Source organism: Polaromonas sp. (assembly GCF_039932935.1).
Lineage (GTDB): Bacteria > Pseudomonadota > Gammaproteobacteria > Burkholderiales > Burkholderiaceae_C > Polaromonas.
This window is the reverse complement of record NZ_JBDTPB010000024.1, coordinates 1-19,179: the sequence shown is the minus strand read 5'-3', so window position 1 is coordinate 19,179 and position 19,179 is coordinate 1. Positions and strand designations below refer to the sequence as shown.

The following is a 19,179-nucleotide window of genomic DNA, read 5'->3' as shown; positions in this document are numbered from 1 at the left end:
GCGCTCCAGGCGCCGCCCTTGGCTTCAATCGCATCGCGCTTTACCGTGGCCAGCACGCCGGCCGCCTGTTCGCCGCCCATCACGCAGATACGCGCGTTGGGCCACATCCACAAAAATCGCGGTGAATACGCCCGGCCGCACATGCCGTAGTTGCCGGCGCCGTAGCTGCCGCCAATGATCACGGTGAACTTGGGCACCTGCGCCGTGGCCACGGCCGTCACCATCTTGGCGCCGTGGCGTGCAATGCCTTCGGCTTCGTACTTGCGACCGATCATGAAACCGGTGATGTTCTGCAAAAACACCAGCGGCACCTTGCGCTGGCAGCACAGCTCGATAAAGTGCGCGCCCTTTTGGGCCGACTCGCTGAACAAAATGCCGTTGTTGGCGATGATGCCCACGGGCATGCCTTCAATGTGCGCAAAGCCGCAGACCAGCGTGGGGCCAAAGCGCGCCTTGAACTCATGAAACTCGCTGCCATCAACGATGCGGGCAATCACCTCGCGCACGTCATAGGGCTTTTTCGGGTCTACCGGAATCACGCCATGCAGCTCTTGCGAGCTGTGCAGCGGCGGCACCGGGGTGCGCAAGGCCTGATCGAATCGCTTGGTTTTGTTGAGGCTGGCCACAGCCTGGCGGGCGAGTGCCAGCGCATGGGCGTCGTTTTGCGCCAAATGGTCTGCCACGCCAGACAGTCGCGTGTGCACATCACCGCCGCCCAGGTCTTCGGCTGAAACGATTTCACCAATGGCCGCCTTCACCAGCGGCGGGCCGCCCAAAAAGATGGTGCCCTGGTTTTTAACGATGATGGTTTCGTCGCTCATGGCCGGCACATAGGCACCGCCGGCCGTGCAGCTGCCCATGACAACCGCAATCTGCGCGATGCCCTGGGCGCTCATGTTGGCCTGGTTGTAAAAGATGCGTCCAAAGTGGTCGCGATCAGGAAATACCTCGTCCTGGTTGGGCAAATTGGCGCCGCCCGAGTCGACCAGGTAAATGCAGGTGAGGTTGTTCTGCATCGCCACTTCCTGCGCGCGCAAATGCTTTTTCACCGTCATCGGGTAGTAGGTGCCGCCCTTCACGGTGGCGTCGTTGCACACGATCATGCAATCGATCCCGTTGACGCGGCCAATGCCGGTGATGAGGCCCGCGCACGGTGCGCTGTCGGTGCCATCCCTGTCGGGGTACATGTCTTTGGCGGCCAGAGGGCCAAGCTCCAGGAAAGGCGTGCCCGGGTCCAGCAGCATCTGCACTCGGTCACGCGGCAGCAGCTTGCCCCGCGACACATGCCGCGCCCGTGTGGCCTCGCCGCCACCCAGGGCGGCCTTGGCAACCTGTGCGTTCAGGTCGTCTACCTGCGCCTGCATGGCAGCGGCATTGGCCTGAAAGTCGGCGGAACGGGCGTTGAGTTGTGTCTCGAGAGCGGGCATGGTTTCCTCGTTGCTAAGCGGCGTTATTCGTAGGCGGGCCAATTGCTCTATCCGGGCTTCTCCCCGTTCGGGCTGAGCCTGTCGAAGCCGCCCCTTCCGTTCGGGCTGAGCTCGTCGAAGCTCTCTCCCCGAATCCGTTCGGGCTGAGGTATCGAAGCCTTCCCCGTCGGGCCGAGCCTATCGAAGCCACACCTTAACGCCAAACTCCCAGCTTAGCGAAAACCCACCCCATCAGAGCGGCCAACTAGGTTGCAAATCCTGCCAACGCATAGGAAAATTTACCGTATGCCCGCCCGGACTCTCGTCAAACCCGCTAATACGCCCAAAGCCGCCACCCCTATGGCCTTTGCCAGAAGCATTGTGGCCGCCTACAAGCGCCGTGAGCAAAGCCCGGCAGAAGCCCTGAAGCTGGCACAGATCACGCCAAAACAACTGCAAACCGTGCAGGGCCACATCACCGCGCAGCAAATGGAGACCCTGTCAGGCGCCGCCATGCAGCAACTTGACGACGAAGGCCTGGGTGCTTTCAGCCGCAAATTGCCCTGGGGCAGCTACGGCATGCTGGCCCGCGCCTCCATCAGCTCACCCAGCCTGGGCGTGGCACTCAAACGCTGGTGCCGCCACCATGGTTTGCTGACAGGCGACATCATCCTCAAGCTCAGCACCAGCGGCGACACCGCCAGCATCACGATTGAAGAACACACCGACCTGGGTGCAGCACGCGAGTTTTGCCTGGTGCATGTGCTGCGCAACATTCACGGGCTCGCCTGCTGGTATGTGGACTCGCGCATCCCGCTGCAGGGGGCACGCTTTCCGTTTGGGGCGCCACAGCATGTGGAGGCTTATGGTCTGATGTTTCCCGGGCCCATGCTGCAGTTCAACGCCACGCAAGCCCCTTCGACAGGCTCAGGACAGGCTGAGCTCAGGTTTGATGCGCGTTACCTGGACTTGCCTTTGCGCCGCGATGAGAAAGCCCTGCAGCAGATGCTCCAGCGAGCCCTTCCGCTCACCGTGCTGCAGTACCGGCGTGACAGGTTGCTGGTGCAGCAAGTGCGGCAGGCGCTGGCCAACCCCTCACTGGCCTCGCACAACGCAGAGAGTTTGGCCGCGGCGCTGAACATGTCTTCGCGCTCGCTGCATCGGCAGCTCCAGGAAGAAGGCGCGTCATTGCAGCAACTGAAGGACGAGGTGCACAGCGAAAGAGCCAAGGAGTTGCTGCTGCGCACCGACAAGCCCATCAAGCAAGTGGCCGCAGCCGGCGGCTTTACCAATGAGAAAAGTTTCACCCGGGCCTTCCGCGCATGGACAGGCATGAGCCCAGGGGAGTTTCGCAAGGGCCTGCCGGGGCTTTAGGGAAGTGCCGAAGGCCCCCTGCTTCAGTTTTTGGCCGCAGCGCGCCGCGCCGGCCGGCGCACCGCCCTGACCTTGCCGCTGCTACCACCACCGCAAAAGAACTGGTCTGCGCCGTCAGACTCCAGCCCCGAGACAAACATGCCAGCCGGCATATCCATTGCCTCCAGTGTTTCGCCGGTGTGCGCATCCACATGGCGCAACTCGCTTTCATCACCTTCCCAGGTGGCATGCCACAGCTCGCCGTCTACCCAGCTCACGCCGGTGACAAAGCGGTTGGACTCGATGGTGCGCAGCACCGCGCCCGTGACCGGGTCAAGCTGAAGAATCTGCCGCTTCTGGAACTGGCCCACCCACAGCGTGCCCTCGGCCCATGCCAGCCCGGCGCCGCCGCCCGGCAATGCAATCGTGTGCAGCACCTGGCCGGTAGCGGGGTCAACTTTTTCAATGCGGTCTTCCGCCACCTGGTAAAGATGCTGCCCGTCAAACGCCGTGCCCGCATGTGCGGCCGCGTCGATGGAGCGCACCGTCTTGCCGCTCGCCGGGTTCAGCGCATTGAGTTTTTGGCCGGAGGCGAACCAGACGTGTTGCCCGTCATAGGTCACACCATTGACCTTCTCCACATCGGGGAAGGGACCGTATTCGCGAACAATTTCAGCTTTGGATTTTTTCATGGCTTCATCCTACTCACCGGGCAGCGAAGCCGGGAGTAACAAGGTTGTCGTGAATCCCGGCACCAGGGGCATCGCCATCCAGCGGCGTGAACGCCCCTGGCCCAGGCGCTGCACTTTGCCCGCTTGCAACAACGACTCCAGCGAACGCTGCACCGTGCGCTGGCTGGCGCCCAGGGCCAAGGCCAGGTCAGAGCTGGCCCACGACTCACCATCCGACAAAAGCGCCAGCACCTCGCCATGCGCGCCTTCCATCGGCCGCGCCAGCACCACAAGCCCCGCCGCCCCCGGGGCCACGCGGTGCGGCTGCAGCACAAAGCCATCCTTCGTGGCCACCACACCGGCCAGCGGCCGCAGCAGGGTGCGCAGCCGCCCCACTTCAACGCGCAAGCGCGCACGGTAAGACTCGTCGGCCTCTTTGCCACGAAAGGCCTTGGCCACCAGCACCTCGCGCGGTACATCGGCAGGCCAGGCCTCACCCAAAGCGCGCGCCAGCGCAAACAGCACCGGCCGGCCGGCAAGCGGCACCGATGTGCCGGCCTGGCACACGGCGTAGCGGCAAGCGTCAATGACAAGGGTGTTGGAAGCCAGCAGCGCCTCCACCTCATCAAGCAGCAGCGCACGCTCTTCGCCCTGCGACACCACGCGCGCCGCGGGCGCGTTCAGCGCCAGCAAGGCGCTGTTGACTTCAGCCACCAGCGCGGGAATACGCGCCTGCGCCGCAGCGCGGCCCGCCTCAGCGAATGCCGTGCGCGCGGCCTGGGTGTGCAGGCGCCGCACCGCCAGCCCGGCCACCACCATCGCATGCGCCGCTTTCGATGCGGGTGGCAGCGGTGCAGGGTCCAGTCCGGCCAGCGTTTGTTCGGCTTGGTCCAGCCTGCCGATCAGCAGCAGGCGCCGGGCCTGCAACAGCCCAGCATGCGCAGCATTGGCCTGGTCGCCGTGGGATTCAAGTGTGAGGCGCGCGGCGTCCAGCGCCGCAACAGGCCAGCCCAGGTCGCGTGAGACCAGAGCAATCTCGGCTTCGGCTACGGCGCAGCGCGCGCGGGCCACGGCCTCTTTGGTGCCAAAGGCGCGGGCCGCACTGCGCAGCAAGGCCTTGGCGCGCTCCAGGTCACCCAGCCGCGCCATCGCAATGCCGCGCAGCGCCAACGCGGGTGCGTCGTTGCGCAGGGCAACACGGTTCAGTGCACCCAGCACATCACCGGCGGCCAGTGCCAGCGCGGCTGCCGTGATCAGTGCATCCATTCGAATCCCGCCACATTTGTCACTCTCACCCTTCGCGTGTTCATTCCTACTATAAGCGCGTGCTTCACCAACCACCCACGAAAGGAACACGCCAATGACTCACACCACAGCAACCCGCGAAGACTGGACCGCCGCACGCATCAAGCTGCTCGCCGCCGAAAAAGAGCTGACGCGCCACAGCGATGAACTGGCACAACAACGCCAGCAACTGCCCTGGGTACGCATCGACAAAAACTACACCTTCGACACCGACGCAGGCAAAGCCTCGCTAGCCGACCTGTTTCAGGGCCGCTCGCAGCTGATGGTTTACCACTTCATGTTCGGGCCCGACTACAAGGCCGGTTGCCCCTCGTGCTCGATGATCGCCGACAGCTTCAACGGCTTCGCGGTTCACCTTGCCAACCATGACGTGGCGCTGCAAGTGGTGTCACGCGCACCGCTGGCCAAGCTGCAGGCGTACAAAAACCGCATGGGCTGGACCTTCCCCTGGGCGTCCTCGTTCGGCAGCGACTTTAACTTTGACTTCAACGTGTCGTTTACCGAGCAGCAGCAACGCGAGCGCGGCATTGACTACAACTTCACGCGCGAGCCCAAATGGGAGTGGCGCGAAGGCCAGGAGGGTGGCGGCACCGGCCCGGTGGCCGAGCTCGCCGCCAGCAGCGGCATCGACGCATCGGGCTACACACGCGAAAGGCCGGGCATGAGCACCTTCGTGCTTGAAGACGGTGTGGTCTACCACCACTACTCGACCTATTCACGCGGCGTAGACGGGCTTTGGGGTTCGTACCAATGGCTGGACCGCGCGCCCCTGGGCCGCAACGAAACCGGCATCTGGTGGCGCCGCCATGACGAATACAAAGCCCCGCAAGCAGCCGCTGTAGCGGCCTGCTGTGCCTGAGGCGCATCACCGCCACGCGCTACCCGCCTTCCTCGGCGTTACGGCCCTGCTGGTTGCCGCCAGCACCGCAGCAACCATTCGCTGGAGCCAGTCCATGTCGGGTATGGGGGAGATTCCCATGCCCGGCGGCGGGGCGCTCTCCATGGCGTGGCTACCCGTGTGCGGCCAGACATGGCCTGGCACTGCGGCGTCTTTCATCGGCATGTGGGCCGTGATGATGGTGGCGATGATGTTGCCGTCATTGGCGCCCATGCTGTGGCGCTACCGGCAGGCACTGGGCGCACACGGCCATGCGCACCCGGGCACATTGACCGCATTGCTCACAGTAGCGGGCGCAGCCTACTTCTGCGTGTGGATTGCGCTGGGGGCGGCCATCTTTGCGCTGGGCGCCGCGCTGGCAGAAACGGCCATGAAAATCCCCGCTGTAGCGCGCGCCCTTCCGCTGGCCAGTGGCATGGCCGTACTGCTCGGCGGGTTGTTTCAATTCACGGCATCAAAGACACGTTCGCTGGCTTGCTGCCGGGGACAAGTTGAACAGCACCAGGCATTCGCAGCAGGCACCGGCGCGGCCTGGCAACATGGGCTGCGGCTCGGCCTGCATTGCAGCCGCTCCTGCGCCGGCCTCACGGTCATCTTGCTCGTCATGGGCGTGATGGACCTGGGCGCGATGGCACTCGTCACAGCGGCCACTACGGCAGAACGCATTGTCCCGGCCGGAGAGCGCATCGCCCTCGCGGTCGGTGTCATCGCCACCGGTGCAGGCTGGTTCATGGTCGCGCGGGCAAGCGGGGTCTTGTGAAGAGCCCGCCAGCCTGGTCACTTCAGCTGAAGCTGCTGAAGAACCCAACGGGCTGCAGTTCTTGCGTGGCGGGCAACTCGTCACAGCGCGCCTTGATATCTGCGGTGAACGCCTTGAAAGCTGCCAGCTTGGGCAAGGGGCTTTCATCCACGCCTTCGTCGTACATGGCCACATGCACAAAGCTCACGCCATCGGGCAGCTTGTGCGTGTGGTAGCGCAGGCCGGCAGGCTTGACGGCCTGCAGCTCGGCATACACCGCGCGGACGAGCCGCTCGTTTTCTTCGGCCATTTCGGGTTTAACGCGGTAACGAATCATGACTGCTCTCATACTTTTACTCCTGTGGGTTGAAGGGAAATGGGTGCCTTGCCGCGCAGGCGCAAAGCCACCGCAGCACCGGCCAAAGAAAGAACGGCGCAGGCAGCCAGTGCCTGGGCAAATCCGCTGCTGAACTGCTGCGCGCTGGCATAGCCGCCCGCGCCTGTAAACACCGTGGCCGCAATCGCCACGCCCAGCACACCGCCGAGCTGCCGCAGGGTCTGGAACAAGCCCGAGGCCTTGCCGATATCGCCCGGCTCTACCTCGGCCAGCACCGCGCTTTGCACCGCCGGCATGGCCATGGAAACACCCGCGCCGGTCACCACCATGGGCAGCACCCACAGCGCGTAGGCAGTTTGAGGGCCGGCCAACAATGCCACCCAGCCCACACCAATGCCCTGCAAGACCAGACCTACCACCACCAGCGTGCGCGCGCCGACGCGCGCCACCATGGCCCCCGCCACGGGCGCGACTAAAAACAGCGTGGCCGTCCACGGCAGCATGCTCAGGCCCGCACCCAATGGCGAGCGGCCCTGCACCACCTGAAAAAACTGCGCCATGAAAAACAGCGTGCCCATCAACGACGCCGTCATCAAGAAGCCCGCCACGTTGGCGGCCGCAAACACCGGCGAGCGAAAAAGCCGGGGCGGCACCATGGCCTCCCACGCCTCACGGCGCTGCGACGCAACAAACGCCGCGCCCAGCACCAGCCCGGCACCCAACGCACCCAGCACAGGCCCGCTGAACCAGCCATCGTGCGCACCACGCATCAGCCCCCACACCAGGCCCAGTAACGACAGCACCATTAGCACCGCGCCCCGCCAGTCGAGCTTGCCCGGGGCGCCTTTGCTCTCGGGCACCTTGCGCCACACCAGCGCGGCCACCAGCAGGGCAAACGGCACGTTGATCCAGAAGATCCACTGCCACGCCAGGCCGTGCACCACCGCACCCCCTACAACCGGCCCGGCCAGCACGGCCAGGCCGGTGACGCCGCTGAACAGCCCCAGCGCCTTGCCCCGCTGCGCCGGTGGAAACGCAGCCGCCAGCAAAGCCATGGCCAGCGGCAGCACCATGGCCGCGCCCAAGCCTTGCAGCGCCCGCCCGGCAATCAGCCAGCCAATGCCCGGCGCCAACGCACAGGCGGCCGACGAGGCGGCAAACACCAGCAGCCCGGCGCTGTAAACCCGGCGGCGGCCCCACCGGTCGCCAAGTGCCGACGCCGTCATCAGCAGCACGGCAAAGCTCAGGCCATAGGCATTGACCGTCCACTCCAGCGCCTCAACCGAGGCCGACAACTCATGCCGTAGCGTGTCCAGCGCCGTCGTAACCACCAGCGCATCCAGCGCCGCCATGCACGACCCGGCCGCGGCCAGGCCCAGCACCCAGCGCTGCTGCACGGTAAAGCCTGGATTGTCTGGTTGATTCACTTGCATCACTTCATCGCTCCTTTTTGGCGGGCGGCACACCACATGCCTTGCCCCTATTGCCAAAGACGACGACGCCCAGCGAATCGATGCAAAATTATTTTTACGTGCCCGCGCATCGTTTGGGGCCCGCCCAACGTCTCAAAGAAGACGCATAAAGGAATCACCCCAAGGAAATCACCCCGTGCGGCGGCAACCTTTCATCGGCCAAGCCACCCAAACCAAGACCCCCGAAGCACAATCAAGCCAAGGCCCTCCTCTATGAACGCCACACCCCACTCCATCACGGCCCCCGATGCGCCGAACCCGGCTCTGCCCGAGTTCATCACCCTCATGGGCACGCTGCGCCCCCGGCTGCACCGCTACTGCGCCCGCATGACCGGCTCCATCTTTGACGGCGAAGACATCGTGCAAGACACGCTGGCCAAAGCCGCGCAGGCCTATGACCCCGCCACAGTGCAGCACGCCGAAGGCTGGCTGTTTCGCATTGCGCACAACACGGCCATGGACTTTTTGCGAAGCAAGGCGCGTGAAGAAGTGCACCTAGCCGATGAAGAGCCCGACACCACCGCCGACCCCCACGCCAGCGCCGAGCTGCGCCATGCCACCACGGCAGCACTGCGCACCTTTATGCAACTGCTGCCGGCGCAGCGCAGCGCGGTGATATTGGCCGACGTGCTGGGTTACGCGATGGACGAAGCCGCCGACGTCATGAACGTCAGCCTGCCCGCCATCAAGGCCTCACTGCACCGCGGCCGCCTGCGCCTGCGCGAGTTGGCCCAGCAGTCGGCAGACAAAGCGCCACCGCCAGCCCTGTCGCCAACAGACCAGGCCCTGCTAACCGAATATGCGGCACGCTTTAACGCGCGAGACTTTGACGGCCTGCGCGACATGCTGGGCGATAAGGTGCACCTGAATTTGGTGGCACGCCTGCAGCTGGACGGCAAGGCGGATGTGGGCGAATACTTTGGCCGGTATTCAGCCGTGACAGGCGTGATGCACGTCACGCCCACCAACATCGAAGGCCGGCCCGCTATCTGGATTCACCAGGAGAGTGATGCCACTGTCAATGCGGACTACGTCGTTGCGCTGGATTGGCAGGAGGGGAAGCTGGAGATGATCCGGGACTTCAGGTATGCGTTTTATTTTGAGGACGGGGCGATCTTTGATGTTTGACTACTGGCGCTGAGGAACAGCATCGGCGCGACTGGCTAGCGGTGGAACAGGTACGGCAGGCGCTGGCGAATCCTGCGGTGGCTTCGCACAATGCGGAGACCTTGGCGGCGGCACTACATATGTCGACGCGCTCATTGCATCACCCGCTTCAGGAGGAAGGGCTGCTGCTGAGGACGGGCAAGCTTATCAAGCAGGTGGCCGAGGTTTCGAGGTTCGAATGAGAAGAGCTTTCTAAACGCATTTAGAAATGCATTCAACGAGACGTCCAGCGAATTTTCGGGATAAGTTAATTAATCGAGAGCCCCTGTTCGATCTCAATCTACCTCGCAGCTACAGCAACGCAAAGAACTTCACTCAAAAAAGCCCCCATCCTTCGCTCGCCTGCAGTGTAAAGTCCGGAATAACTGTGATCGTGGAACTGACGAAAGGTACCCAATGAGACTAGATGAAAGCAGACTATCGATAGCAAATCTCCGCGATATGCTCAATCGTGGCGACTTAATCGCTAACAAGGAATACCAACGATCACCGGGTCTTTGGCCAAATGCATCCAGAAGCTACTTCATCGATACGATTTTGGAAGGTTTTCCATTTCCAAAAATTTACTTTCACGAATTCCTAGATAGGAGATCAAAAAAAGTACGGACCGAAATTGTTGATGGGCAACAACGCATCACTACCATTCAAGATTTTCTGAATGACAAGTTTGCTCTTGGAAAGAACTCATCCAAATATGAAGGACGACGATTCTCTGATCTGGATGAAGAAACGCAAGACAGACTACTCTTCTACACGGTGTCAACTGACGTTATTCGCGATGCTGGCAGAGCCGAAATCCTTCAGATGTTCCGACGAATGAATGCCTATACATTGCCGCTTAATGCAGCAGAGAAAAGACATTCGGAGTTTTTTGGCGAATTCAAAGACATGGTTACACGCGTACTAGATCATATGAATCTTCTGTCGGAGTGGGAGATATTTACAACACGGCAGATAGTCAGAATGGCCGACGCAGCATTTATTGCCGATTTAGTTTTAGCTCTCGAAAATGGCGTCACCAGCACAAGCGACGCTAAGCTTCACGCGTTGTACAAAGCCTTCGATACTTCCTTCCCTCAAGCGGATGATGTTGAGGCCACTCTTGACCAGGTTTTCAACATCATCGCTCAAGATCTTTCCCCAATTCGAAATTCCTACATGACAAAGCCATTCGCTTTGCATGCACTTTTCTGCGCAATACATCACAACACCGTAGGCCTTAAAGGGTTCGAGGAAATTTCGGGTATTCCGCCGATTGGGGCTGCACTCGGATGCTCCGCAGAGAGGGCAACGGCAAATTTATTGGAACTTGCTGCAGCACACGAAAGCAAAGATCTCTCACGATTTCCCGAATATGTGGAAGCGATGAGTGCTGGATCAAACCGAGAGAAGCAGCGCGTCACTCGAATATCAATACTCTGCCTCGCCCTACGAAACGAGCTGTAGATCGGGACTTTTACAGTGGATTTGCCTCCTCTGCGATTCATGTTCGAATTACGCATCACAAGATGTGAAGAAGGATTTAAGGACAGCCTTTCTATGACTTCGTCGCATGAAAAAGAACGGCGGCGACATCGACTAGAAGGGGTGCTTTCAGATGCATGGCAAGCGTATTGCAGCTTCGTTCGTCAATTGTTGATTCGCTCTGCCACTGGATGCTCAACAGAACTTGGAGTTATTCATCCCGCATCGATACTTCCAGTGAACTGGCAACGAGCATCTTATGTAGCCATGCGAGCAAGCCAAGGCGCAATGGTTCGGCCAGGCAACTTGAATCATCTTCTCCGTAAAGAACCAACCTGGGGTGACGTCACCCACATCGTTGCAATAGTTAATGCTCTAAACCCAGGCAACGCCGGGAACTTGATCGGGACTCTTGCGGGCGGCTTACCTGGACCAAAACATTGTCAACTAGTTCGAAATGCTTGCGCGCATAGAAATCATCAAACTCGAGCGGAAGTTGAATCTCTTGCGACTTCTTATCTTGCTTCCCGAGTAAAGCACCCAACAGATGCGATGGTTTGGCGTGATCCCGGCACTATGCAATTTGCATTTTTAAGCTGGCTTGACGACATGCGAACTATTGCGGCAAGAGCCGTCCAATAGGATCCGCATCACACCCTTAGAAATTGACACTTCTTGCCGATAAAGACGTCATTTGTATAGTTCAAGGATATCGCCCAGTTGCACCGAAAAATTACCCCCATAACGTGTATCAAGCTTGGCTTGTCGAGCGAGTGATATGAAGCCCTTTTCAGCGACCAGCTGGTTTGCGTAAGGAACGGCGGTATAAAAAGACAACATGTCGCGAATGTCATTGGGCTCCAACGGGCCAGTTTGTGCTTCTAAGCGAGCAGCCAATTCGGCCTCTACATTCAAGGTCGGTACGTTTCGTATAAAGGAAACAATAGCTTCCGCACCAAGGCGTTTCATCTCATCAACGGTATGACCGATAACACCAAGAAGATGAGCAGTAAATCCTTGATGATCTAGAAAGAGTTGGGCAGCATAGGCTCTCCAGCGCATGTCCATTGTTTCCCCCTCCATAACCTTGCGACGGTTTTCGATCCGGCTTAGTAATTCACTCGAACTGGCTGAGAAAGCGGCGTGCGCTGCACGACGAAGTTTGTCATCTTGACCCAGCATGTAACTAAGATATTGCTGTTTAGGATCAAGATGCTGGTTTAGAAAATCGGCGATACCAGCATCACCGGGAGAAGCAAAGAGCGAGTCGAAAGGTTCAAATGCCTGCATGAATCCGGCAACAACCGCCCAATTTGGCGGCAAAGAGATCGGCGGCTCGCCAAACATTAAATGCAAGGCATTTCGCATTTCAACCAATAGTCGCGCCTTTCGGCTTCTAAATACAAATCCTCTGCTAAGGCTTGCTTGAACCTCAGCCACATGCGCGCGACTTGACAGGTCATTGCGCTTTGAAGTTTCGACAATGTGCGTGATTGTTAGGGGAGCTAACACGCGACCCTGCTCAACTGCGTCATGAAGTTCAGCGTAGACGATGCACGAAGGGCCGTCCTTAAGCGCCCCGGAGCGCACTCTCGCAAGCTCAATCCATTTATTCTGGTCAAGAAATAATATTTTCAATTGATGCCTCGGAGGTCTGCTTTCTCGAAACAACGCCCCGCACGATGTCGGTGTGAATGCTCTCGATGCTGATGCCGCGATCGGCCAGCATCTCAGACTTCTGACGATGCGAGGCGATCTTCAACCACTAGTTCGAGTTAAACATACGTCCTGCGAAAGCGGGAGTCTTAGTTTCTATTTATATGGGCATATAACTTGCGTGCGCACGCCTGCGGCGGGGACAGGCTTTGCAGAGTGCGGGCCTGACACCGTCAAGCACCATCAACGCTGAAAGCCACTCATGCCGATTACTACCCGCACCTTCTGCTTCGCAATTTGCGCCGCCTCCAGTCTGACGCTCACCCAGCTGTCCTTCGCCCAAGACACCTATCCCAACCACCCAGTCAAAGTCATCGTCGCGCTACCAGCCGGTGGCAGCGTAGACATGGTGGCGCGCCAGGTCAGCCAGCAACTGGCCACCGACCTCGGCCAGCCCTTTGTGGTGGACAACAAAGCCGGCGGCTCGGGCCAGATTGGCGTGCCGGTGGTAGCCAAGGCGGTGCCGGATGGCTACACCATCATGGTGTCGCCGGCGTCTTTCTTGACGACGAACAAGAGCATTTTCAAGACGCTGCCCTACAACCCGGAAACCGACTTTGTGGCGGTGACCAAGCTAGTCAACCAGGCCATGGTGCTGGTGGTGAATGACAAGGCCAAATATGGAACACCGGCCAGCATATTGGCGGCTGCCAAGGCCAACCCCGGCAAGCTGACCTATGCCTCTTCAGGTGACGGCAGCCCGCAGCATCTGGCGGGCCTGATGTTTGAAAGCCAGACCGGCGTGAAGCTGCTGCACGTGCCTTACAAGGGCGGTGCACCGGCCATTACTGATTTGATCGGCGGCCAGGTGGACATGGCTTTTGCGCCGCTGCCAGAGGCGCTGCCGCACATCAAGTCGGGCAAGCTGCATGCGGTGGGTGTGCTGAGTGAGAAGCGCGCCATTTCTGCGCCGGACATTCCGACGCTGAAGGAAGGCGGCGTGAACAACGTGGTGCTATCGGCGTGGATCGGGCTGCTGGCGCCGGCCAAGACCCCTCAGCCGGTGTTGGACAAGATCAGCAAATCGGCCAAGGCTTTCCTGCGGGGTGATGCCAAAACCAAATTGCTGGAAATAGGCATGGAGCCCGCACCCGATGAGGCCAAGCCTCTGGCGCAAGTCATCTCGGAAGAGATTCGCATTCATGCCGAGCTGGTGAAAGCCGCCGGCCTGGTGCCGCAGTAAGCAGGGCGTGGTGGCCAGGCCAAGGCTTGTACCTGGCCACCAAATAAAAGCTCTAGCCGACTGAAACCTGCCGCTCGCCCAAAGCAATATCCAGCATCATCTCGCTGGCCAAGGTACCAAGCTCTTTCTGCAACGCCTCCACAGACAAGTTAGCCGGCACCAGCAAGTGCGCCTCCACCTTGAAGGTCTGCTTGCCCGACACACCGCTGCGCACGATGTCGGTATGAATGCTCTCAATACTGATGCCGCGCTCGGCCAGCATTTTGGTCAAATTGCTGACGATGCCGAGGCGGTCTTCGCCTACCAACTCCAGTTCAAACACGCGCAGTGCGGCAGGGGTGTTGGCGCCGTCGCTTTTAGCCACGACCACTTGCAAGCCGCTGGACTGCAGGCCGCGCAGTGAGGTGGCCAGGTTGTCGGCGCTTTCGCGGGGCACTTCGAAGTGGACCATGCCGGCAAACTCACCGGCCTGGCGCGTCATGCGGCTGGCGGCCCAGTTGGCGCCGAAGCGTTGGGCTTTGTCTGCCAATGCGCTGACGATGCCCTGGCGATCAGTGCCGACGATGGAGACGACGAGCGAGGTGTTGGTGGACGAGACCTCTTCAGTCAACACCACGGCCTTGCGCAGCATGGGGGCGCGGGTGGCAAAGGCTGGGTCTTGCACCTCAGCGGGCAAGTTGCCTTGCAGGCGGGCGTGGTGCACGACCTTGCTGAGCAGTGCCAGGCCCATGGGCGCGAGGGCGCGCTCCCACAGCTCGCGGGCGGTTTCGCCTTTTTTGACAAAGCACCAGTCTTGCGCGGCGATGGCGCCGGCATCCCAGCCGTCGGCCAGGTGGTAGACAGAGCCGCCGGCAATCGGGTCGCCTTCCAGAATCGTCCACTCGACGGCCGCGATGCCGCGGTGGCGCGGCAACAGCGAGGGGTGGTAGCCGATACCGCCCAGGCGCGAGCGCGCGAGGGCGTCGTCGCTCACGCGTGCGTGGGTGTGCGCGGCGATGATGAGCTCGGTGCCTTCGGCAATGGCTTCGCCGGGCACGATCTTGGGGTTGGCCAGCACGTGCACGGCGATGCCGGCTGCGCGCGCGGCAATCGCCAGCCGGTCGTCTTCGGCCGGGGCCACGACGCTGGTGAACTCAATGCCTTCTTCTTTACGGAGCGCCTCAAAAACCGAGGCAGCGAAAAAACGGGAACCCACCAAAGCGCATTTCATTGACACGTCTCTTTATGAATGAATAAGTTGATTGAAAAACTGAACAGGCAACAAAAAGGGAGCCGAAGCTCCCGATGAAAAACAGCGATCAGGCCGCGACTGGCTGGCGCGCCTTCTCGACCAGGCCGATCTGGTCGAGCGCGGCGGCAAGCTGGCCCACGGTACGGTCAGACTGGTGCCACTTCTCGAGGCCAAACAGGCCGACGCGGAAGGTCTTGAAGTCAGCGCCTTCGTCGCATTGCAGCGGCACGCCGGCGGCGGTTTGCAAACCCTGGGCCAGAAATTTTTTGCCTGACTGAATGTCTGGGTCGGTGGTGTAGCTGACGACCACACCCGGGGCCTTGAAGCCTTCGGCGGCCACGCTGGGCAGGCCGCGGCTTTCAAACAGTTTGCGCACCTTGCTGCCTAAGGCTTCCTGCTCGGCCTTCACTTTGGCAAAACCGTAGGCCTGGGTCTCTTGCATGGCGGCGCGCAAGCGTGTGAGCGCGTCTGTGGGCAAAGTGGCGTGGTAGGCATGGCCGCCGTTTTCGTACGTTTCCATGATCTGCATCCACTTCTTCAAATCGCAGGCGAAGCTGGAGCTGGCGGTGCCGTCAATGGCGGCGCGGGCGCGCTCGCTGAGCATGACCATGGCGCAGCAAGGTGAGCTGCTCCAGCCTTTTTGCGGGGCCGATATGAGCAGGTCAACACCGGTGGCCTTCATGTCGACCCACATGGCGCCGGAGGCAATGCAGTCAAGCACAAAGAGGCCACCCACGGCATGCACCGCGGCGGCCACGGCCTGCAGGTAGCTGTCGGGCAGGATCATGCCGGAGGCGGTTTCAACGTGCGGAGCAAAAACGACTGCGGGCTTTTCTTTGGCGATGGCGGCCACCACATCGGCAATGGGTGCGGGTGCCCAGGGGGCTTGCGCGCCGGGGCCGGTTTGTTTTGCCTTGAGCACTGTGTGCGACGTAGGGATGTGGCCCATGTCAAAGATTTGCGTCCAGCGGTAGCTGAACCAGCCGTTGCGGATAACCATGACGTGCTTGCCGCCGGCAAACTGGCGGGCCACGGCCTCCATGCCGTAGGTGCCGCTGCCGGGCACCAGGGCCACGGCGTGGGCCTTGTAGACGTCTTTCAGGATGCTGGAGATGTCGATCATCACGCCCTGGAAGCTTCTGGACATGTGGTTGAGTGCGCGGTCGGTGTAGACCACCGAAAACTCGAGCAGGCCGTCAGGGTCAACGTTGGGGAGGAGTCCGGGCATGGTGTTGTCTCTCAGATCGTTATGGAAAGTGGGGCAGCCAGCTTAACAGCATGAGGGATTTTTGGCAGTGGGGAAATATGCGGCGACAAGGGGGCGATTGGGGGGCGGCATGGGGCCGCAGGCGAGCTGTAGCCGGGTGCGCTGCGCTATCAATTCAGGAGCTGCTCGCGCTCGTCCTGATTGGGCTGCAGGCACTTTTTATCTGTAAAAGTTGACCCGGATCAAGCCTGAGGCCCATCTGAGCCTGGCCTGGGCCAAACCCGACCAGGGATTTGGGTCTTTGGGGACTTTTGGGCCTGCTGGGCAGCCGCAGCCTCCGCCAGGTCTTCCTGATGCAATCCTGATGCGGCCGATGGTACGCTGGGCTTCTGATGATGAAAGCAGCTGTCCCCACACCCGCCACCGGCACAAGTTTGCGCCACTGGGCCATCGTGGCGCTGCTGCTGGCGGTGGCCACCGGCGCCGGGCTGCTGCTCGACAGGCAGGTGACGATTGCCAGCCAGGCCATGCTGTATGTGCTGGCCGTGGTGGTGGTGTCGTACACCATGGGCTGGAAGGAGTCGGTGGCCTGCGCGCTGGTGGCCGTGACGGCGCTGAACTACTTTTTTGTGCCGCCGCGCTTTACCTTTGAGGTGGAAAGCCACGAGCACCTGATTGCCCTCGTCAGCATGCTGCTGGTGGCGCTGGCCATCAGCCACCTCTCAGCCGGGCTGCGGCGCGAGACAGCTGTGGCCCGGCTGAACGAAGAGCGGGCGCGCCAGCTGCAGGGTCTGGCCACGCAGCTTTCTACTGCGGCTACGGCGCACGACATTGGCGGCCTGGGCCAGGCGGCGCTGGATGAGGCCTTTGCAGGCCCTTGCCTGCTGGGCACGCTGGAGGCCGGCGGTGAGCTGTCTAACGCGGCCGTGCTGGAGCCTTCGATACGGGACGGCATGGCGTGTTGCATGCGCGAAGCCGCCACACTGGGCCCGGGCACCGGGCGCTGGCCGGGCCTGAACGCCTGGTACCTGCCGCTGGGCGACAAGGCCCGGATGTATGGCGCCGCCCGGGTAGAGCCCGCACCGGCGCACGATACAGGCGGGCGCGAACATGCCGAGGCCTTGTGCGCACTGCTGGGGCAGGCGTTGTGGCGGCTGCAGCTCAGCACGTCGATGCAGGCAGCCCAGGGCGAGGCGCAGCGCCAGCAGGTACAGAGTACTTTTCTGGCCGCCATTTCGCATGACCTGCGAACGCCGCTGGCCGCCGTGGTGGGTGCGGCCTCGGCACTGCAAACTCAAGGCGACAAGCTGAGCCCGGCCGAGCAGGCGCGGTTGCTGGCCAGCATTGCCAGTGAGGCGTCTTACCTCTCTACCGTCACAGAAAACACGCTGCAGCTGGTGCAGCTGTCCAACACATCACAGCCGCCGGCGCGGCAATGGGAGTCGCTGGAAGAAATCGTCGGCACGGTGCTGGCCCGCGCACGCAAGCGCGACCCGCAGCGCCGCATCACATCTACCGTGCCGGCCGGGCTGCCGCTGATCAAGGCCGACCCGGTGCTGCTGGCGCAACTGGTGGACAACCTGCTGGACAACGCGCTCAAGTACGGCACGGGCGCGATTGATCTGGTGGTGGGCGAAAGCAAAGGAGGCGAAGGCAGCACCTTGCAGCTGGCCGTGAAAGACTGCGGGCCGCAAATTTCCCCGGAAAAATACGAGGCCATCTTTGAACCCTATGCGCGCGGTGACCAATCCGGCCATTCGGGCCAGCGCGGCGCGGGCCTGGGGCTGGCGCTGTGCCGCGCCATTGCCGAGGCGCACCAGGGCAGCCTGACGGTTGCGCCCCGCAGCGATGGCGCCGGGGAGTGCGAGGGCAATGTCTTTACCCTGACGCTGCCCATCGAATCACAGCAACCGGCCGGAGCCCAGCCATGAGCCTGCGCATTTTGGTGGTGGAAGACGACCGCGACCTGCGCGAGCTGATGCGTGCGTCGCTGTCGGTAGAAGGCTTTGCGGTGCAGACGGCCGTGTCGCTCAGCGAGGCCGCAGCGCTGATACGCCACGACCCGCCCGATGTGATTGTGCTGGACCTGGGCCTGCCCGACGGCGACGGCGCCGAGCTGGTGCAGGAGGTACGGCGCCGGCATTCGCTGCCGATTCTGGTGGTGTCGGCGCGCCACCAGGAAGCGCAAAAAATCAAGCTGCTGGACGCGGGCGCCGACGACTACCTGACCAAGCCCTTCAGCGTGAGCGAGCTGCTGGCGCGCATACGCGTGGCCTTGCGCCACCGCGGCACGGCGCTGGCCGCGGCTGTAACGGTGCACGAACTGGACGACCTGCGCATTGACCTGACGCTGCACAGCGTGCAACTGCATGGCGATACGCTGCACCTGACGCCCACCGAGTTCAAGCTGCTGGCGCGGCTGGTGCGCAGTGCGGGCCGGGTGGTTACGCACCGGCAATTGCTGGCCGACGTGTGGGGCCCGGAGTACACCGAGCACGTGCATTACCTGCGGCTGTACATGGCGCAGCTGCGCGCCAAGATTGAACGCGAACCGGCCGAGCCCCGGCACCTGCTGACCGAAACCGGCGTGGGCTACCGGCTGGCGGTGGAGTGAGCCCGCGCGATCGCCCCCATTCGACCTGAACCAATACCTCACCCGTTCGGGCTGAGCAATATCCCAACCGTTCGGGCTGAGGTATCGAAGCCTCTCTGCCCATGGGAACAACCCTTCGATACCTCAGGGCGAACGGGTTTGGCGAGCCCAATGCCTGATGTTGGACCTGAGCAAGCACCCCTATTCGGGCTGAGCAAATATCTCACCCGTTCGACCAAAGCCAATACCAACCGTTCGGGCTGAGGTATCGAAGCCTCCACTCACGCGCCAGCCCTTCGATACCTCAGGGCGAACGGGGTGTGTTGAGCCAGCTTGCCCCCGATCCAAACCGGCGTGCGCTACCGGCTGGCGGTGGAGTGAGCCCGCGTGACCGCCGCTCATTCGACCTGAGTCAATACCTCAACCGATCGGGCTGA

General features: G+C 61.6%; 17 protein-coding genes. 9 read left to right on the top strand and 8 right to left on the bottom strand.

Going from position 1 to position 19,179, the window contains the following annotated elements; genetic code table 11:
- On the bottom strand, positions 1 to 1,427 hold a 1,427-nt coding region (locus ABI546_RS03575; RefSeq protein ID WP_348044185.1), incomplete at its 3' end, for a carboxyl transferase domain-containing protein.
- Positions 1,428 to 1,712: 285 nt separating this feature from the next.
- On the opposite strand from ABI546_RS03575, the gene ABI546_RS03570 reads away from it, so the two are divergent.
- Entirely contained in the window at positions 1,713 to 2,780 is a 1,068-nt protein-coding gene (locus ABI546_RS03570) for an AraC family transcriptional regulator (protein WP_348044183.1), read from the top strand.
- 23 nt (positions 2,781 to 2,803) lie between these two features.
- Here the strand turns inward: ABI546_RS03570 and ABI546_RS03565 are convergent, their stop codons facing one another.
- Together ABI546_RS03565 and ABI546_RS03560 are read right to left on the bottom strand one after the other, a co-directional pair.
- Positions 2,804 to 3,451: a glutamine cyclotransferase gene (locus ABI546_RS03565; protein WP_348044181.1), complete on the bottom strand. Its 648-nt coding sequence runs from the start codon at positions 3,449 to 3,451 to the stop codon at positions 2,804 to 2,806.
- Positions 3,452 to 3,460: 9 nt separating this feature from the next.
- On the bottom strand, positions 3,461 to 4,696 hold the full coding sequence (locus tag ABI546_RS03560; RefSeq protein WP_348044179.1) for a helix-turn-helix domain-containing protein: 1,236 nt from the start codon (positions 4,694 to 4,696) through the stop codon (positions 3,461 to 3,463).
- A 94-nt stretch (positions 4,697 to 4,790) separates the two neighbouring features.
- On the opposite strand from ABI546_RS03560, the gene ABI546_RS03555 reads away from it, so the two are divergent.
- Together ABI546_RS03555 and ABI546_RS03550 are read left to right on the top strand one after the other, a co-directional pair.
- Positions 4,791 to 5,594, top strand: coding sequence for a DUF899 domain-containing protein (locus ABI546_RS03555; RefSeq protein WP_348044177.1), 804 nt, complete (start codon positions 4,791 to 4,793; stop codon positions 5,592 to 5,594).
- Positions 5,587 to 6,393: a DUF2182 domain-containing protein gene (locus tag ABI546_RS03550; protein WP_348044175.1), complete on the top strand. Its 807-nt coding sequence runs from the start codon at positions 5,587 to 5,589 to the stop codon at positions 6,391 to 6,393. Before ABI546_RS03555 ends, ABI546_RS03550 begins: the two co-directional genes overlap by 8 nt.
- A gap of 22 nt (positions 6,394 to 6,415) precedes the next feature.
- Here ABI546_RS03550 and ABI546_RS03545 read toward each other — a convergent pair whose 3' ends face one another.
- On the bottom strand, positions 6,416 to 6,721 hold the full coding sequence (locus ABI546_RS03545; RefSeq protein ID WP_348044173.1) for a hypothetical protein: 306 nt from the start codon (positions 6,719 to 6,721) through the stop codon (positions 6,416 to 6,418).
- Complete coding sequence (locus ABI546_RS03540) at positions 6,718 to 8,142, bottom strand: MFS transporter (protein WP_348044171.1); 1,425 nt, start codon at positions 8,140 to 8,142, stop codon at positions 6,718 to 6,720. Before ABI546_RS03540 ends, ABI546_RS03545 begins: the two co-directional genes overlap by 4 nt.
- A 252-nt stretch (positions 8,143 to 8,394) precedes the next feature.
- Between ABI546_RS03540 and ABI546_RS03535 the strand changes: the two genes are divergently transcribed.
- From ABI546_RS03535 to ABI546_RS03525, 3 genes are all read left to right on the top strand, one after another.
- A complete protein-coding gene (locus ABI546_RS03535) occupies positions 8,395 to 9,309 on the top strand; it encodes a sigma-70 family RNA polymerase sigma factor (RefSeq protein ID WP_348044169.1) in 915 nt (304 codons plus the stop codon).
- A gap of 435 nt (positions 9,310 to 9,744) precedes the next feature.
- Complete coding sequence (locus tag ABI546_RS03530) at positions 9,745 to 10,794, top strand: DUF262 domain-containing protein (RefSeq protein WP_348044167.1); 1,050 nt, start codon at positions 9,745 to 9,747, stop codon at positions 10,792 to 10,794.
- Between the two features lie 39 nt (positions 10,795 to 10,833).
- Positions 10,834 to 11,454, top strand: coding sequence for a hypothetical protein (locus tag ABI546_RS03525; protein ID WP_348044165.1), 621 nt, complete (start codon positions 10,834 to 10,836; stop codon positions 11,452 to 11,454).
- Between the two features lie 48 nt (positions 11,455 to 11,502).
- Here ABI546_RS03525 and ABI546_RS03520 read toward each other — a convergent pair whose 3' ends face one another.
- A complete protein-coding gene (locus tag ABI546_RS03520; RefSeq protein WP_348044163.1) occupies positions 11,503 to 12,450 on the bottom strand; it encodes a hypothetical protein in 948 nt (315 codons plus the stop codon).
- A gap of 280 nt (positions 12,451 to 12,730) precedes the next feature.
- On the opposite strand from ABI546_RS03520, the gene ABI546_RS03515 reads away from it, so the two are divergent.
- Positions 12,731 to 13,711 carry a tripartite tricarboxylate transporter substrate binding protein gene (locus ABI546_RS03515; protein WP_348044161.1) on the top strand — a complete coding sequence of 327 codons (981 nt, stop codon included), beginning with the start codon at positions 12,731 to 12,733 and terminating at the stop codon, positions 13,709 to 13,711.
- A gap of 52 nt (positions 13,712 to 13,763) precedes the next feature.
- On the opposite strand, the gene ABI546_RS03510 is transcribed toward ABI546_RS03515, so the two are convergent.
- Both ABI546_RS03510 and ABI546_RS03505 read right to left on the bottom strand, forming a co-directional pair.
- Entirely contained in the window at positions 13,764 to 14,921 is a 1,158-nt protein-coding gene (locus ABI546_RS03510) for a formyltransferase family protein (RefSeq protein WP_348044159.1), read from the bottom strand.
- An 88-nt stretch (positions 14,922 to 15,009) separates the two neighbouring features.
- On the bottom strand, positions 15,010 to 16,170 hold the full coding sequence (locus ABI546_RS03505; RefSeq protein WP_348044157.1) for an aminotransferase class V-fold PLP-dependent enzyme: 1,161 nt from the start codon (positions 16,168 to 16,170) through the stop codon (positions 15,010 to 15,012).
- A 374-nt stretch (positions 16,171 to 16,544) separates the two neighbouring features.
- Here ABI546_RS03505 and ABI546_RS03500 point away from each other — a divergent pair, with 374 nt between their 5' ends.
- Together ABI546_RS03500 and ABI546_RS03495 are read left to right on the top strand one after the other, a co-directional pair.
- Positions 16,545 to 18,080 carry a DUF4118 domain-containing protein gene (locus ABI546_RS03500; protein ID WP_348044155.1) on the top strand — a complete coding sequence of 512 codons (1,536 nt, stop codon included), beginning with the start codon at positions 16,545 to 16,547 and terminating at the stop codon, positions 18,078 to 18,080.
- The gene (locus tag ABI546_RS03495) at positions 18,077 to 18,763 is read left to right on the top strand and encodes a response regulator (protein WP_348044154.1); all 687 of its coding nucleotides are present in this window, start codon (positions 18,077 to 18,079) and stop codon (positions 18,761 to 18,763) included. Before ABI546_RS03500 ends, ABI546_RS03495 begins: the two co-directional genes overlap by 4 nt.
- Positions 18,764 to 19,179: the final 416 nt, after the last annotated feature.